14 protein-coding genes are annotated in these 15,617 nt (G+C 45.7%); 11 read left to right on the forward strand and 3 right to left on the reverse strand.

The annotated features are described in order from the left end of the window. Nucleotides 1-5: 5 nt before the first annotated feature. Entirely contained in the window at nucleotides 6-1,571 is a 1,566-nt protein-coding gene (gene spoVB / locus AC58UW_RS26430; protein WP_497423543.1) for a stage V sporulation protein B, read from the reverse strand. A gap of 166 nt (nucleotides 1,572-1,737) precedes the next feature. On the opposite strand from spoVB, the gene AC58UW_RS26435 reads away from it, so the two are divergent. From AC58UW_RS26435 to AC58UW_RS26480, 10 genes are all read left to right on the forward strand, one after another. Next, nucleotides 1,738-2,094: a post-transcriptional regulator gene (locus AC58UW_RS26435; protein WP_497423544.1), complete on the forward strand. Its 357-nt coding sequence runs from the start codon at nucleotides 1,738-1,740 to the stop codon at nucleotides 2,092-2,094. A 101-nt stretch (nucleotides 2,095-2,195) separates the two neighbouring features. Continuing rightward, nucleotides 2,196-3,428: a protein translocase subunit SecD gene (secD, locus tag AC58UW_RS26440; RefSeq protein WP_497423627.1), complete on the forward strand. Its 1,233-nt coding sequence runs from the start codon at nucleotides 2,196-2,198 to the stop codon at nucleotides 3,426-3,428. Next, nucleotides 3,418-4,344 carry a protein translocase subunit SecF gene (gene secF, locus AC58UW_RS26445; protein WP_497423545.1) on the forward strand — a complete coding sequence of 309 codons (927 nt, stop codon included), beginning with the start codon at nucleotides 3,418-3,420 and terminating at the stop codon, nucleotides 4,342-4,344. The genes secD and secF overlap by 11 nt, the downstream gene beginning before the upstream one ends. Nucleotides 4,345-4,409: 65 nt before the next feature. After that, a complete protein-coding gene (locus tag AC58UW_RS26450; RefSeq protein WP_497423546.1) occupies nucleotides 4,410-5,363 on the forward strand; it encodes a cation diffusion facilitator family transporter in 954 nt (317 codons plus the stop codon). A 78-nt stretch (nucleotides 5,364-5,441) separates the two neighbouring features. Further along, nucleotides 5,442-7,886 (forward strand): single-stranded-DNA-specific exonuclease RecJ, encoded by a 2,445-nt coding sequence (gene recJ, locus AC58UW_RS26455; RefSeq protein ID WP_497423547.1) that lies wholly within the window; start codon nucleotides 5,442-5,444, stop codon nucleotides 7,884-7,886. After that, the gene (locus AC58UW_RS26460) at nucleotides 7,883-8,395 is read left to right on the forward strand and encodes an adenine phosphoribosyltransferase (RefSeq protein ID WP_497423548.1); all 513 of its coding nucleotides are present in this window, start codon (nucleotides 7,883-7,885) and stop codon (nucleotides 8,393-8,395) included. Before recJ ends, AC58UW_RS26460 begins: the two co-directional genes overlap by 4 nt. Nucleotides 8,396-8,627: 232 nt before the next feature. Beyond that, nucleotides 8,628-10,814, forward strand: a complete 2,187-nt coding sequence (locus tag AC58UW_RS26465) for a RelA/SpoT family protein (RefSeq protein ID WP_497423628.1) — start codon at nucleotides 8,628-8,630, stop codon at nucleotides 10,812-10,814. Nucleotides 10,815-10,858: 44 nt separating this feature from the next. After that, nucleotides 10,859-11,299: a D-aminoacyl-tRNA deacylase gene (gene dtd / locus AC58UW_RS26470; protein ID WP_497423549.1), complete on the forward strand. Its 441-nt coding sequence runs from the start codon at nucleotides 10,859-10,861 to the stop codon at nucleotides 11,297-11,299. A 94-nt stretch (nucleotides 11,300-11,393) separates the two neighbouring features. Then, complete coding sequence (locus AC58UW_RS26475) at nucleotides 11,394-11,567, forward strand: hypothetical protein (RefSeq protein ID WP_175532206.1); 174 nt, start codon at nucleotides 11,394-11,396, stop codon at nucleotides 11,565-11,567. 185 nt (nucleotides 11,568-11,752) lie between these two features. Next, complete coding sequence (locus AC58UW_RS26480; RefSeq protein ID WP_497423550.1) at nucleotides 11,753-13,717, forward strand: FAD-dependent oxidoreductase; 1,965 nt, start codon at nucleotides 11,753-11,755, stop codon at nucleotides 13,715-13,717. 106 nt (nucleotides 13,718-13,823) lie between these two features. Here AC58UW_RS26480 and AC58UW_RS26485 read toward each other — a convergent pair whose 3' ends face one another. Together AC58UW_RS26485 and AC58UW_RS26490 are read right to left on the reverse strand one after the other, a co-directional pair. Then, nucleotides 13,824-14,135 (reverse strand): hypothetical protein, encoded by a 312-nt coding sequence (locus tag AC58UW_RS26485; RefSeq protein ID WP_497423551.1) that lies wholly within the window; start codon nucleotides 14,133-14,135, stop codon nucleotides 13,824-13,826. A 348-nt stretch (nucleotides 14,136-14,483) separates the two neighbouring features. Continuing rightward, a complete protein-coding gene (locus AC58UW_RS26490) occupies nucleotides 14,484-14,873 on the reverse strand; it encodes a DoxX family protein (RefSeq protein WP_497423552.1) in 390 nt (129 codons plus the stop codon). A 121-nt stretch (nucleotides 14,874-14,994) separates the two neighbouring features. On the opposite strand from AC58UW_RS26490, the gene AC58UW_RS26495 reads away from it, so the two are divergent. Continuing rightward, nucleotides 14,995-15,300, forward strand: a complete 306-nt coding sequence (locus AC58UW_RS26495; RefSeq protein WP_497423553.1) for a winged helix-turn-helix transcriptional regulator — start codon at nucleotides 14,995-14,997, stop codon at nucleotides 15,298-15,300. The last annotated feature ends 317 nt before the right edge of the window (nucleotides 15,301-15,617 follow it).

Below are 15,617 nucleotides of genomic sequence, written 5' to 3' on the forward strand. Positions count from 1 at the left end.
AGTAACTAACGGATTATTTTTTTACCCATATTTATAATCCGGGTCAGATCTTTCAAACTAATCAATCGGAAAACCGTAATGGAAAACATATAAACAATAAACCCTACGAGTGATGAGGTTACGAAGCGAAGCCATTCAACGGAAGTCCATGGGATATACATGATGAAGTAACAGCATAGACCGGAGAGGAACATAGCCACTCCAATTTTTCCGAAATCACTGCCTTCCATACGAAACTTCAGCAAACGCACAACACTGTTCCAATGCAGGAGTGTAACCAGCACGATATTTACATTGATGGCAAAAACAGCCCCTTGAATGCCGAGCTCCGGCTTGCTTGCCAGCCAATAAATGAGAATGAGCTTGACGGTGGAGCCTATCAAAGTATTAATCAAAGCGGACCCGGGTTTGTTCAAAGCTTGCAGAGTTGATTGCAGGGGTGCTTGGAAATAGATGAATATGGCAATAGGAGCCATCATTTTCAGCATGACACCTACATCGGGTTGATTGTACATATACCGACAGATGGGCTCAGCCAGCACGAACATGATGACAGCAAACGGAGCACCGGTGACTAAAGCCAGTTTTAAGGATTGATGCAGGCGCGCATGGATGGTTTTCATATCCTTGCGAGCAGCGGCTTCACTTAAGGAAGGGACGAGCGAGACCGATAAAGACATTGTTAGTGCACTTGGCAGCAGGATAATGGGGATGATCATACCTTGCAATGCGCCATACTGCGCTGTTGCCAGCGAAGTAGCGATGCCCGCGATAGCTAGACTCTGTGCAATTAGTATAGATTCGAACAAATAAGAGCTTGCCCCAATTAACTTACTGCCGGTAATCGGGATGGAAATGCGCATAATACGGCGGAAATTAGCTAACCGGCCATTCGTTTTCGTTGTCCCGATTTGAGCGGCTGGTATTTTTGGAGACGATTTCTTATCATACTTGAAATGGATGGCCAGGACGACAAGACCGCCAATTTCCCCGGCAAGAACGCCTATCATGGCGCCGGCGGCGGCATATTCGATCCCGTAAGGGATCATTACATACGAGCATACAAGCACCATTACAATGCGAATTAGCGTTTCCATGATCTGTGACGTAGCTGTGGGAATCATATTCTGTCTGCCTTGGAAGTATCCGCGATAAACAGCGGAGACCCCGATAATCGGGATCATTGGGCTCATGCACAGGAACGTATAATAGACGCGTGAATCGGTTAACAGATGGGAGGTGATCCAAGAGGCTCCCGCGACGCAAGCAATTGTAAACAGGATGCTCAGGCCAATTGTGATCGTTAAAGAAATTCGAAGAATACTGCGAATTCTCGATTCATTATGTTCGGCTTCGGCCTCGGCAATCAGCTTGGCAATCGCAATAGGTATTCCTCCTGTTATGATCGTCAGAATAACGGAAAGGAAAGGCCAACCCATCTGATAAATGCCAATGCCTTCTGCGCCGATGACACGCGGCAAAGTAATTCTAGGTATGAAGCCGAGAATACGGTTCAAAATGCCTGCGGCCAAAAGAATCATCGTGCCCCTGATAAACGACTGCTTGGTCATGCCATACCCTCTTCCGATACTTGTCTTACACTATGAATATGCGAGAGTTGGTCAAGCTCATGCTAACATTTTATGGACAGGTTAAAGCTAGGCAGGAAATAGGCAGGTGAATATCGAATGAAATGTCGAGTTAACGATGATAAACTGACCTTAGGAGGATCTCTCTATGAATGGAGAAGATAATGATCAAGTTCCTCATCATCCTGAGGACAAGACGAATACACAGCTCGAGGAAAGTGAATCACCCCCCCATAACGCGAACGAGGAGGAAGCTGAAGTTGCACTTTCTGATCTTGAACTGAATGAGATTATCGAGAATCTTTGCTTGAGTAAAGTTGAAGAATTTGTACTGCTTGGCTATGAACATGTCACTGGAAAAGAGATCTGGGATTGTGTGAGTGACAAATACCGTAAAACGGGTGTCCCTTCCCTACATCAAATCGTGAATGACATTTTATCACTGAAATCGACCCAGTTTATGAACTGGATGACGATAAGCATGTATAAAGGGGCCCAATTCTAAGAATAGGGCTTATTTTTTTATGAAACGACTTAAATTGACTCGATTTTCAGACCTGTATATAATAGGCATATTGAGTATTGAAGGGAGACAAGCAAGAGATGCTGGATTGGAAAAGAATATCGTTCTTTTTTCTTACGGTTGTTATTGTTCTCGGCGCAATCGGAGCAACAAGCCCTAGACTTGTAGAACGAATCAAGCTTGGATTAGATTTAAAAGGCGGATTTGAAATTTTGTACACCGCGGAGCCTCTAACGGCTGGGCAACCTTTAACGAAGGAAACGCTTACTGAAGCGGCGGAAAGTCTTGCCAAACGGGCTGACTCCCTTGGTGTAGCAGAGCCTGAAGTCTACCCGGAAGGATCAGATCGAATTCGTGTGCGTCTTGCAGGCGTGGAGAACGAAGAAGAAGTTAGAACCTTGATGTCCAAACCATCTGTTCTTACCTTCAGAGGTCCGGACGGGACAGTCTACATGAATGGTACTGACTTCGTGGAAAACGCAGCGAAATTAAGCTACGATCCGAACACGAAGCAGCCGATTGTAGAGATCAAAATGAAAAGCAGAGAGAAATTCAAGGAAGTTACGACTAAGCTAGTGGGCAGCACATTATCCATCTATTTGGATGATCAAGTGCAATCGACAGCATCCGTGAATTTCCCGATCGACAGTGATTCCGCTATCATTACACAAACAAGTGTAACGGAAGCGACTAAAGTAGCGAAAATGATTAACTTGGGGGCAATGCCGCTAAAGTTAACCGAAAAATATATTCAACGTGTTGATGCGACGCTAGGACAAGCATCCTTGCACCAAACAGCGAGAGCTGGGCTGATTGCATCGATTCTGATTTTCCTATTCATGGTTCTGTACTATCGCGCCCCAGGACTTGTTGCGGCTTTCACGCTAATCACGTACGTTTGGGTGCTTCTCGCGGTCTTCGACTTTATGAATGCAACCTTAACGTTGCCGGGTATTGCGGCTCTTGTATTAGGAGCAGGTATGGCGGTTGATGCGAACATTATTACATACGAAAGAATTCGGGAAGAAATTCGTGCGGGCAAGAGCATTCTTTCCTCTTTGAAGGCGGGCTCCAAGCATTCCTTCCGTACTATCATGGACGCCAACGTTACTAACTTGATTGCAGGTATTGTTCTTTACTATGTAGGGAACGGCGCAATTCGCGGTTTCGCGGTTATCACGATGTTAAGTATTATTATCAGTATTTTAACAAACGTTCTTTTCTCCAGATGGCTGCTTCATTTGATCATACGAGGCAACTTGCTGAAAAAGCCAAGTTATTTCGGTGTGAAGGAGGCAGAAATCCGTGGACTCTAAGAATAAATTTGATTTTGTAAGATCACGCAATAAATTTTTTGGTATTTCGATTGTTCTTCTTGTCATAGGATTAGCTGTTATGCTGTTCTCGGGGATGAACTTCGGGGTCGATTTCAAAGCAGGAACGAATATCGATCTAGTGGTAGGCAAGCAGTTGGATAAAGCCAAAGTCGATGAGATTTTGAATGGTCTTGCAACGAGCGGCGACTTGAAGTCACGCCATGCAGACCCGACAATCGGCGGGAATAATAGTGATCGCGTCTCGATCCGCTTCGATGACGTGCTTAACGATGACGCGGTTAATAAAATTCAAAAAGCGTTCGCAACAGCTTACGGGGTTGATGTTTCCAAAGAGATTAATACTGTTGACCCTCAATTAGCAAAAGAATTGCTGTTAAAAGCCGTATATGCGATAGCTATTGCCAGTGTATTGATTTGTGTGTACGTCAGCATCCGTTTTGAATGGCGTTTTGCGATTGCTGCCATTATTGCCATTCTACACGACGCATTCATGGTTATCGCCGTATTCACGATTTTCCGTCTAGAGGTTAACCTTCCGTTTCTGGCGGCGGTTTTGACGACAATTGGTTATTCCATTAATGATAAAATCGTTATTTTTGACCGTATCCGTGAAAATCTGAGATTCGCTAAGCTCAAAACGGACGAAGATCTCGTTGCCTTGGTCAACGACAGTATTTGGCAGACAATGGCGCGTAATATCAATACCGTTCTAGTGGTATTAATTGCAGCTGGCTGCTTGTACATTTTCGGAAGCGAGTCGATCAAGTTGTTCGCACTTGCGAAGCTAGTCGGATTAACGAGCGGTGCTTACTCCTCAATCGTTATTGCTTGTTCTCTATGGTACCTCTTGAAAAGAAAATCGTTACGGAGTTCTAAAAAGAAAGCTGCAGCGTAATAACCATAATAACCGGCCGCGTGAATGTTGCGCGGCCTTTGTATCCGTTCAGGGGGAGTGTCAGCGTGAAAGACGAGCGTTTTCAAAAAACGGAGCTCGCAGTATGGGGTGGTATCACCGGAAATGCAGCTCTTGCGTGTCTGAAAGGTATTGTTGGAATTATGGTGCAGAGCTCAGCCCTGTTAGCTGATGCCGCACATTCGGCATCCAGAGCTATAGCTTCATCTGCTGCACTAATTCAATTGAAATCAGATCAGCTGCCACCAGAGGATTTGGATTCCCAAGGCCCCGAAAAGAATATTTCTGTCGCAAGCATTCTGCTAGCTATCGTCGTTCTTGTTATAGGAGTCGAGATGGGGATTTCAGCGATAAATGGCTTATGGTCCGCCGAGGAACATACCAATAAGAATTACGCGCTCGCTGCGCTCGGACTTTCACTTGTCGTCAAAGAAATCATGTATCAATACATGAACAGATTGGGCAAACGAATAGGCTCTCAGGAATTAATTGCTAATAGCAGAGGGCATCGTTCCGATATATACTCAACTATTGTGGCTCTTATCGGTGTATTCGGCGACGTGTTGGCTAATCTTTTAAATGTATCATTCCTTTCCTATTTGGATCCGCTCACAGGAATCATTGTTTCTCTTTTGATCTTGAAAATGGGGTATTCGCTGATCAAGGAAGCTTTACATAGGAAGAAAGAGTACGTTCTACAGCAGGAAGATGCTGACGATCTGATTGCCGTTGTGCAACTGATTAAAGGTGTAATCACCGTAGATGACTTAAGGGCTAGAGAGCACGGACATTATGTGGTAATTACGGTCAAAATCAGCGTGAATCCAAGGGTAACCGTTTGGGAAGGGCATGAAGTTTCCAAAAGGGTCAAACAGCAGGTGATGAAAAGATTCCATCATGTTTCGGATGTGTTTGTTCATGTAGCTCCTTATGATGCAGGTTATCCTTATAAGCATTCAACGGATTCAGAGCTCAGCGAGCTCCCGTCCGTTATTCATTAATTTTGTATTACGCAATACTCTAAGCTAATGCTTACGAAGAAAGTTTTGCAAAAGCAAAACTCTGAGGAGGACACTCAAGTGCTAGCACCAAAGGCAAGATGGAGCATTGGCAATGCGGATGAAATGCTCATAGAAACTTTTGTGCGCGAGCTGCAGATCGACCCGCTTGTGGCCCGACTGCTTGTTCTCCGAGACATTCGGACGGTACCTGAAGCCGAGCAATTTATGCATGGCGGGGTTCAGTATTACCATGATCCCTATTTGCTCGACGGAATGCTCCCGGCAGTTGAACGTATCCGGAAAGCACTTCAGAACAATGAATTTATTCGAATATATGGGGACTATGATGCGGACGGCGTTAGCAGCACTTCGCTGATGTATCATTTGTTAAAAGGCTTAGGCGCCCGGTTCGATACGTATATCCCGCATCGCATTCGTGAAGGCTATGGTCTGAATCGTTCAGCGATTGACTTAGCCAAAGAGCAAGGTGTAGAACTATTAATTACTGTTGACACAGGCATTAGTGCCGTTCAAGAAATCGCCTACTGTCAAGAGTTAGGCATAGATGTAATCGTAACGGATCACCATGAGCCTCCTGAGCACCTGCCTCAGGCTTTGTCCGTTATCAATCCTAAGAAGCCCGGATGCCCTTATCCCTTTAAGCATCTTGCAGGTGTTGGTGTTGCTTTAAAGCTTGCACATGCTTTGCTGGATAGGTTGCCAGAGGAGCTGCTGGAATTTGCGGCACTTGGCACGGTGGCGGATCTAATGCCGCTTAATGGCGAGAACCGATTAATCGTCAAACAAGGGCTGCAGCGCATGCAGGATTCGGCTTACGTAGGATTTCGTTCTCTAATTGGCGTCTCGGGCATTGAACGCAAGGAAGTGACAGCAGGTCACATCGGCTTTTCGCTCGCGCCAAGAATTAATGCAAGCGGGCGATTGGAAGCAGCGGATATTGCGGTTAAATTGTTGACGACGCCCAATGAAACCGAAGCGGAGCAAATTGCTTTTGAATTGGATATGCTGAATAAAGAACGTCAGCTTATCGTTGAAGACATGGTGAAAGAAGCCTTTGTTCTGGCAGAGGAGCAGCAGACCAAAGGTTTGGACAAAGTGCTTGTCGTTGCAAAGGAAGGCTGGAATGTTGGCGTAGTCGGCATTGTAGCCTCCAAAATCGTAGAGAGATTTTACCGACCAACCTTGGTGCTCAGTATAGATCCGCAGACAGGCATTGCCAAAGGTTCAGCGCGCTCCATTGCTGGCTTTGATCTACACAAGGCTCTGACAGTCTGTGAAGAGTGGCTTGACCACTACGGGGGCCATCAAGCTGCAGCAGGAATGAGCTTAAGCAGCAGCCATTTGGAGGCTTTCACACTTAAGTTGAATGAGCTCGCAGCTGCGACTCTGACGGAGCAAGATTTTATCCCGCTTTTGAAGGCTGACGCTGTATGCAGCTTGCCAGAGGTTCCGATTGCCAGCATTGAAGCATTGGATAAGCTCGCTCCATTCGGGATGGGCAATCCGTCACCTAGATTCATGTTCACCGATTTATTGCTTGACGACATCCGGACCATGGGCAAAGAGAAGCAGCATCTGAAGCTTGCGCTCTCTCAAGCCATAGATGAAGTAAGCTGCTCGGTGGAAGCCGTTGGATTCGGCAAAGGTAGTCTGGCAGGACTCATCACGCAGTCCGCTAAGGTCGATGTGCTTGGCGAGCTGTCCATCAATGAGTGGAACGGGGTCCGCAAGCCACAAATCGTCATGCAGGATTTGAAGATAACGCATATGCAGCTCTTTGATTGGCGGGGAGCGGGGCAATTAAGCGCCAAGCTAAGTATGCTTCAAACTAACCTGGCTGCAAGCAGCGCCAACAATCAAGTACCTGGTATCGTGCTCTTTGACGAAGCGGATGTGCAAGCTTTTGCGGCCACGGCGTTCCAAATTGGCGACTCTATCCCTTACTGGGTCGTTCAAGACAGCGGCCAATTACGACCAGGCAATGAAACAGCCAGTCAGCTGGCTTTTGCTCATATGAAGGATATCATTCTGTACACGATCCCAAGGAGTTTAACTAGCTTACAAAGCGTGTTGCAGCAAGCCATTGGCATGATGCGCTGTTATCCTGTATTCGCAGAGTTAGGACCTGACAGTGGAAGCACACTGCCTTCTCGCGACATGTTCAAGATGATGTACGGCACTTTGCAAAAAGAGGGATCACTCAATGTGCAGGATGTCCGCTTAATGACCTCATTTAGCAAAAGATCGGGCCTGTCGCCAGCTATGATTCAATTCATATTATCCGTGTTTGAGGAGTTAGCTTTTATTGAAAGACAAGGCGCTTTCGTTAAGCTGCACGCATCACCCGCGAAGAAAGATCTTACGGCATCTCGCATTTATCAGCATAGAATGAATCGTCAGGAAGTTGAATCCATCGTGATGTATTCTTCAGCCAAAGAATTAGAGCAGTGGATTGCCCAGCATATCAATAAAGAAAACCACATATTGGAGGAAATTATATGAATTTCAAAGAGTACATTCGCGTCATCCCAGACTTTCCGCAACCAGGAATCCGTTTCAAAGATATCACCACGCTGCTTCAGAACGGTGCGGTCTATAAAGAAGCAATTGATCAACTGAAAGAAATGGTAAAAGAGAAAGAAATTGATGTCATTGCGGGACCTGAGGCTCGTGGCTTCGTAATCGGCGCTCCGCTTGCTTATGCACTTGGCGTAGGTTTTATTCCGATCCGCAAAAGCGGTAAATTGCCAGGCGAGACGATTGAAGTGGATTATGCCTTGGAGTACGGCAAAGATAAATTAGCGATGCACAAGGATGCCATTAAGCCTGGTCAAAAAGTTCTAATTGCCGATGACTTGCTGGCAACTGGCGGAACGATTCAATCCTCGATTGATTTGATTGAGCAGCTTGGCGGAGATATCGTAGGGGCGGCGTTCCTGATCGAGCTTTCCTATTTGGAAGGCAGAAATAAGTTTAAGGGTATAGATGTCGTTTCCTTAGTTCAATATTAAAATAAAGCGAAGAATCGAATGTTTTATTCGATTCTTTTTTGCACTTAGGTATAGGTCATTAGGAAGTAATATTTCATAGGTTTTGAGGCAAAATGATGTTTTTTGTCGAAAGGTTAGCATGGCATAGTTGACGCGGAGCCTGCCTTGCAGGCATAATGAATAAAAATCGACTAAAGATGAGCGTTTGAAAAGTTCGCTTTTTAAACAACCTCTAAAGGGAATGGGTAGATGCATGGGTATAGAGCAGCTGTTAGAGAAGGCAGCCACCTATCTGAAAGAGAATGATTTGCAGAGGATACGGGAGGCCTATGAGTTCGCGGATGAAGCCCATCATGGCCAAGTGCGCAAATCGGGGGAGCCCTATATTCTGCATCCGCTCGCTGTTGCAGATATACTGGTGAACATGCAGATGGACGTCACATCCGTGATTGCGGCGCTTCTGCATGATGTCGTTGAAGATACAACAGTTTCACTTGAAACTGTCTTAGATAAATTCGGGAAAACTTGCGCAATGCTTGTAGATGGTTTGACGAAGCTCGAACGGATTAAGTTCAAGTCCAAGGAAGAGCAACAGAACGAGAACTACCGCAAAATGTTTGTCGCTATGGCGCAAGATATTCGCGTTATTTTGATTAAGCTGGCGGATCGGCTGCACAACATGCGCACATTGAAATACCAATCGGAGGAAAGCCAGCGCCGCATAGCGGAGGAAACGCTGGAAATTTTCTGTCCGATTGCCCATAGGCTCGGGATTTCCACCATCAAGTGGGAAATGGAGGATATTGCCCTCCGTTATTTGAATCCTCAGCAGTATTACCGGATCGTGAATCTGATGCAGAAGAAGCGGACCGAGCGTGAGCAATATATTGAAGACGTCATTCATAGCATCAAAGAAAAGCTAGATGAGATGGGAATTCAAGGAGATATTTCCGGAAGGCCCAAACATCTCTACAGTATTTATAAAAAGATGAGCTCCCGCGGCAAACAGTTCAATGAGATTTATGATCTCATGGCACTGCGCGTAATTGTCGATGGCATCAAGGATTGTTATGCTTCTTTGGGCATTATTCATACATTGTGGAAACCGATGCCTGGACGATTCAAAGATTATATCGCCATGCCAAAGCCGAATATGTACCAATCTCTTCATACAACTGTGATCGGTCCCAAGGGAGAGCCTCTAGAGGTTCAGATTCGTACTTGGGAAATGCATAGAACGTCCGAGTTCGGTATTGCTGCACACTGGGCCTACAAAGAAGGCGGTTCCGTTGTCCCATCGGGCACTTTTGAAGATAAGATGAGCTGGTTCCGTGAAATTTTGGAGCTTCAGCATGAAACGAATGATGCTTCTGAATTTATGGAATCTATGAAGATGGACTTCTTCTCCGATCTTGTATTTGTGTTTACGCCAAAAGGAGAAGTCATTGAGCTTCCGGCTGGTTCTGTACCTTTGGATTTTGCTTACCGCATCCATACGGAGGTTGGGAATCGGACCATTGGCGCCAAAGTCAATTCCCGTATTGTCCCGTTGGATCACAAGTTGAAGACAGGGGACATCATTGAAATTTTGACGTCCAAACACTCTTACGGACCAAGTCAGGATTGGATCAAACTCGCGCAATCATCGCATGCCCGCAGTAAAATTAAGCAGTGGTTCAAGAAAGAGAAGCGGGAAGAGAACGTCGAAAAAGGGAAAGACATGATTGAGCGCGAGCTCAAGCGTCTAGCCATCGATCCGCCGACATTGATGAGCGATGATAAGATGATCGAAGCGGCGAAGAAGTTCAATTTTAACGATATTGAAGATATGCTGTCGGCAGTAGGTTTTGGCGGTATAACAGCTGCACAAATTTGCACGAAGCTAACTGAGAAGCTGCGTAAGGAAGCGGAAGAAGCGCAAGTGCTTCAGCTTTCTACGGAGGTTAAAGAAGTTAAGTCTCAATCCGCGACAGAGCGCAAAAGCCGACCTACAAACGGCGTGAGGGTGAAAGGTGTAGACAACCTCCTTGTGCGTTTTGCCCGTTGCTGCAATCCTGTGCCAGGTGATTTAATCATTGGGTATATCACTAGAGGTCGGGGTGTGTCTGTGCACCGTTCAGATTGTACGAATATCCCGACGAGCATGGGAGAAGAGGATCGGGTGATCGAGGTCGACTGGGCTGAAGCCGTCGAGTCTAATTTCAATGTGGAAATTGAAATTACAGGACATGACCGCCGCGGTTTCTTAAACGAGGTGCTTCAGGCCGTTTCCGAGAGCAAAACGAGCATTTCGGCAGTTTCAGGCCGATCGGATAAAAACAAGATGGCAACGGTTCATATGACCATTTTGATTAAAAATATTGATCATTTACAATCGGTTGTTGAGAAAATTAAACGTGTGAAAGACGTTTATTCCGTTCAGCGCATTATGCAAAGCTAGGCTGCTTGCTGCTGCGAACAAACGTAAGGGGATCTAGAGAAGCCATGAGAGTAGTCGTTCAGCGGTGCAAACGCGCCGAAGTAACTGTTAATGGAGCATCTGTCGGTCAGATCGAGCACGGTCTAATGCTATTAGTCGGCATTACGCACGAGGATACCGAGCAGGATGCGAAATATATAGCGGACAAAGTATCCGGACTGCGCATTTTTGAAGATGAGACCGGTAAAATGAATCTTTCCGTACTGGAGACAGGCGGTCAAATTTTATCCGTTTCCCAGTTTACGTTGTATGGGGATTGCCGCAAAGGGAAACGTCCGAACTTCATGGCAGCCGCTAGGCCTGAGATCGCGCAGCCGCTGTATGATAAGTTCAATGAACTGCTCCGCGCACAAGGCTTGCAAGTGGAAACGGGCGCATTCGGTGAAATGATGGATGTTTCGTTTACAAATTGGGGACCTGTGACTTTAATTATCGATAGCAAATAGTTGTGGATGCGAGTTGCGTAAATGGCGTAAAGGATAAGATGCAGACAGCCTGGATATACTAAAACTGTATATTCTTGCAGTTAGGAGCATCCAGATGCGTCAATCGATCAAGCACAAAGCCATGACGGCGCCAGAGCAGCAGCTGCTGCATACAACACTTGCTGAGCGGATGAGTCAGGCACCAGCGCTAGCGGACGTTGAAATTAGCGCAGAGTTCACATCCGAGCAGGAAAAGATGAAAAGCATTCCCAAGAAATCATATCGTTAATCGTAAAGCCTCGCGTTGCCTCATCAGCAATGCGAGGCTTTATTTGTTGTAGGATACAAGATTTCTCTACAACTTTAAAATGTGGTAAACTAACAAGTGATGTTTTTGGCTGACAAATTAATCGACTGCTAAAGAAAGCTTATCAAACCTTTAACCGGTAAGCTGTATGAAAAGCAGGGGACAAGGTGGGTGCTTTCGTTTTAATGGCAAATCCGAATCGTAACAATTCCGCTTCCAAAGGATGGCTTTGGTTGATGGGGATCTTGATTCTGCTCGCGGTGCTGGCAGCTGCAGCGTCATTGTATTATCAATATAAACACCACATAAGCGGTGGGCAAAGTCAGGCTAAGCAAGAAATTGAAGAAGTGAAATCCGTGAAGAAAACGAAGGAGTCGTATGACGTCATTGTCGTTGGTACCGACCCTGAGGGGGTTGCTGCGGCCGTTTCAGCTGCGCGTAATGGACTTAGTACCCTTCTGGTGGATGGACGGAATCGTGAGGTTCTGGGAGGACTGATGACACTCGGCTGGATTAACTCCATTGATATGAATTATTCCCCAAACAAGAACCTTATAGGGAAAGATGATGTGTTTAATAAAGGCTTCTTCTCTGAGTGGTATGCCAAAATTGAAGGGGATTCCTTCGATGTGAATACAGCCGCTAATGCGTTCTATGATTTGGTTAAAAATGAATCTAAAATCGATCTGCTGCTCAAAACGAAGAAGATCGATCCGCTCCTTTCCCAAGATAAAAAAGCGGTGCAAGGCGCTACAATTACCCTCGAAAATGGCAGCACGCAAGTTGTGAAGGCTGCTTCTGTCATTGATGCGACGCAGGATGGGGATTTCGCGGCAGCAGCAGGGGTTCCGTTTACGATCGGGCATGAGGATATCGGGGACCCGAATTCCAAAATGGCTGTGACGCTTGCGTTTCGTCTGAAAAATGTAACACCGGAAGTTTGGAACCTGATGGCCAAAAGGTTGAACGGCGATAACAATCCGGATACAGGAGTAAATGAAGTAAGCGTATTTGGCTATGGTGAAATGAGTAAATACCCGCCACTTAACAAAGAAAGAGCTAAGATGAGAGGGCTTAATATGGGTAGGGAAAATGACAATACCGTCCTTATTAATGCTTTGCAAATTTTTGGGGTAGATACCCTTGATCCGAAGTCTGTTCAAGAAGCTTTCGACATTGGGAAAAAAGAGCTGCCTAATATTTTAACTTATATGCAAAAAACATTCCCTGAATTCGCAAGCCTTGAGCTGGGTGGATCCGCACCAGAGCTATATGTTCGCGAAACGCGACATATGCAGGGAGAATACCGACTGAATATTGTTGACGTTTGTACGAACAATGATCAATGGGACCGCATTGGTTTCGGTTCTTATCCCGTGGATATCCAAAGGATCTCACCGACGGATTCCGGCAACGTTGTTTGTAAACCGAAGCAGTACGCGATCCCTTTCCGCAGCTTAGTGCCGCAGAAAGTGGATGGACTGCTTGTAGTAGGCAGAGCGGCCAGTTATGATACACTGCCGCACGGAAGTGCCCGCGTCATGCCTACAGGCATGGCCGAAGGGGAAGCGGCAGGAGCTGCAGCGATGTTTGCGAAGCAGGAGAAGATGACGTTCCGCCAGCTATCGGCGTCCAAAGAAGTGATTGCGAAGCTGCAGGAGCAATTGAACAAGCAAGGCATGGAGATTCATCCGATGACGCTCAAGCCGCAGCCTTTTATGGAGCACAAAGCCTATGAGGGCTTAAAATCCGCTCTTATGCTTGGTTTGGCTTCCGGTGCGTACGACAACAATTTCCACTTGGATGACCCAGCGAATCCCAAGCGGATGGTCAACCTCGTTAGCGGCGCGAAGAAAATGAAGCCGGATGCTTTCAAAGGCGATGTATCCCAGGCGATTGCGAATCTGGAGAATGCCGACAAAATCGCGTTATCTCTTGAGCAGGCTGCTTATACGATAACGCAAGCTTTGGGACTGACGGCTTCGCCAAAAGAGGCGCAAGCAAAGTTGATGGAGAATAAGCTGCTAACAGACGCTTCATTGAAGCTAGTCGAGGACAAGCAGAAATTAACGAATGCTGACACTTATGTAATCATCAAAGATTTAAAGGTTGGCTTAACAGGCAAGCCTTAATAAATAACAAATAAGAGCCTTATTACGCCGCAGTTGCATGTGGCGATAAGGCTCTTACCCTTTTTTTCGAAGCCAATGGAAGTTTTTTTGACTGCGCTTACAAATTTCAGTCAGTCTCTGAGGCATCCTCTTCGGCTTCCGCAGATTCTTCCGCTTCATCTTCGGCAGAATCATCACTATCTACTTCGGCTTCCTCGTCTGCATCAACTTCCGCTTCTTCATCCGCTTCGACTTCTTCTTCTTCAGCTGCTTCTTCTTCAGCTTCATCCGCTTCGTCCGAATCTTCAATGGCCTCTTCTTCGGCTGCTTCTGCTTCTTCGGCTACGTCATCTTCAACTTCAGCTTCGGTTTCGGATTCCTCAGAGAAGAGCACCACTAGATCCTGCCGTTCCTCTTGAAACTCGTTTTGTGTTGTCATTGTTACAGCCTCCTGGTGATAAATTCAAGGCCATTTGCCTTGTTGTACATGTATATGTGGAAAAAAGTCTGAATATACGAGGGGGAGCAAATGAAAATGATTGAAAATACAGGGAAAACACTTGTAATGAAATTGTAATTTAAATTTGACATGGCGTTAATTAACCGTGGTTATAATAAACCTCGACCCCCTTTAATTTATATATTGTCTAGAGGCCTGCCGCCACTCGTGCTGCAGGCTATTTTCTTTGTGGGCTTCGCCTGTCCACTACTTCGCCATCGAAATAGAAAAGGGCTATCACCCATCAAGTCATTTCTGACTTAAGGAGATAGCCCTTTATCTTATCTTTTAGAATAAAGCATCCAGTGAATAGTCGCCTGCACCAATAAGCGCAACGCCCAATGCAGCTGCAATCATAAGCAAGTTGTACTCGTACCCATTAGAAGTTGCCCAATAGCTTTTATAGTGAACCTTTACAATAGCAACAAGCATAGTAATGATAATAAGTGCAGCTGCAAGTGGTGTCCAAAGTCCAGCAGCAATGAGCAAGCCGCCTACAATTTCTGACAAACCGGCGACAACTGCCATCATAACACCTGGCTTAATTCCAATCGACTCGAAAAAGCCTCCTGTGCCTTTTGGTCCATAACCGCCAAACCATCCAAATACTTTCTGTGTGCCGTGCGCGGCTATTGTTAAACCTAACACCAAACGAATAATAAGAAGACCTAAAGCCATGGCTAACTACTCCTCCTTAAATAAATTTTATTTAATAACTTACTTTATGTTAGTATATTATTACCTAGCACTTACTTTTGTCAAGCGACTATGCTAAAATTGTTATAAGGAGATGATTTATATGGAAGACTATCAACTGTGCCCGAAATTCGAAAATGCATTTGAACTTCTGGGAAAGCGTTGGACGGGACTCATCGTACATGTCTTATTGACTGGACCGAAGCGGTTTAAAGACATATCCGTGCTTATACCAAGTATGAGCGATCGCATGCTTTCGGAGAGATTTAAAGAACTTGAGGCTGCAGAGATCATTGTCCGACATGTGTACCCGGAAACTCCAGTTCGTATTGAATATGAATTAACAGCTAAAGGAAAAGGGCTTAAGCCTGTTATGGACGAGTTGCAAAAATGGGCGGACACTCATTAATTAAATGAAGGCAGCAGTAAGTCGAATGGACGTATATCTCTTGACTTTACTTCTGCCAATGTTTACAATAAACAATAATTCAATACCTTTGTGATCCGTTGAAGGGATAAAGTATTTCGCCCCCACATTATCAGAGAAGGAAGTCCTGGCTGTGAGCTTCCTATGATGAGCGAATGAAAAGACCTCCCCGAGGACCTGCTGGGAACGACATGTCGACTTATATCGAACGTCTAGTAGCGGCTGTGCGTATTCGCGGGCGTTAACCGTAAAGAGCAGATTTCTGTTTGTTGTGCCTAAGGCGCAAGAGCGGACGATCT

Source organism: Paenibacillus sp. J22R160 (assembly GCF_059692135.1).

What these genes read in the sequence shown, in the direction of transcription:
- spoVB (WP_497423543.1), bottom strand. Translation starts at nt 1,571, where the DNA reads ATGACCAAGCAGTCGTTTATCAGGGGCACGATGATTCTTTTGGCCGCA.
- AC58UW_RS26435 (WP_497423544.1), top strand. Translation starts at nt 1,738, where the DNA reads ATGAATGGAGAAGATAATGATCAAGTTCCTCATCATCCTGAGGACAAG.
- AC58UW_RS26460 (WP_497423548.1), top strand. Translation starts at nt 7,883, where the DNA reads ATGAATTTCAAAGAGTACATTCGCGTCATCCCAGACTTTCCGCAACCA.
- AC58UW_RS26465 (WP_497423628.1), top strand. Translation starts at nt 8,628, where the DNA reads ATGGGTATAGAGCAGCTGTTAGAGAAGGCAGCCACCTATCTGAAAGAG.
- dtd (WP_497423549.1), top strand. Translation starts at nt 10,859, where the DNA reads ATGAGAGTAGTCGTTCAGCGGTGCAAACGCGCCGAAGTAACTGTTAAT.
- AC58UW_RS26475 (WP_175532206.1), top strand. Translation starts at nt 11,394, where the DNA reads ATGCGTCAATCGATCAAGCACAAAGCCATGACGGCGCCAGAGCAGCAG.
- AC58UW_RS26485 (WP_497423551.1), bottom strand. Translation starts at nt 14,135, where the DNA reads ATGACAACACAAAACGAGTTTCAAGAGGAACGGCAGGATCTAGTGGTG.
- AC58UW_RS26490 (WP_497423552.1), bottom strand. Translation starts at nt 14,873, where the DNA reads ATGGCTTTAGGTCTTCTTATTATTCGTTTGGTGTTAGGTTTAACAATA.
- AC58UW_RS26495 (WP_497423553.1), top strand. Translation starts at nt 14,995, where the DNA reads ATGGAAGACTATCAACTGTGCCCGAAATTCGAAAATGCATTTGAACTT.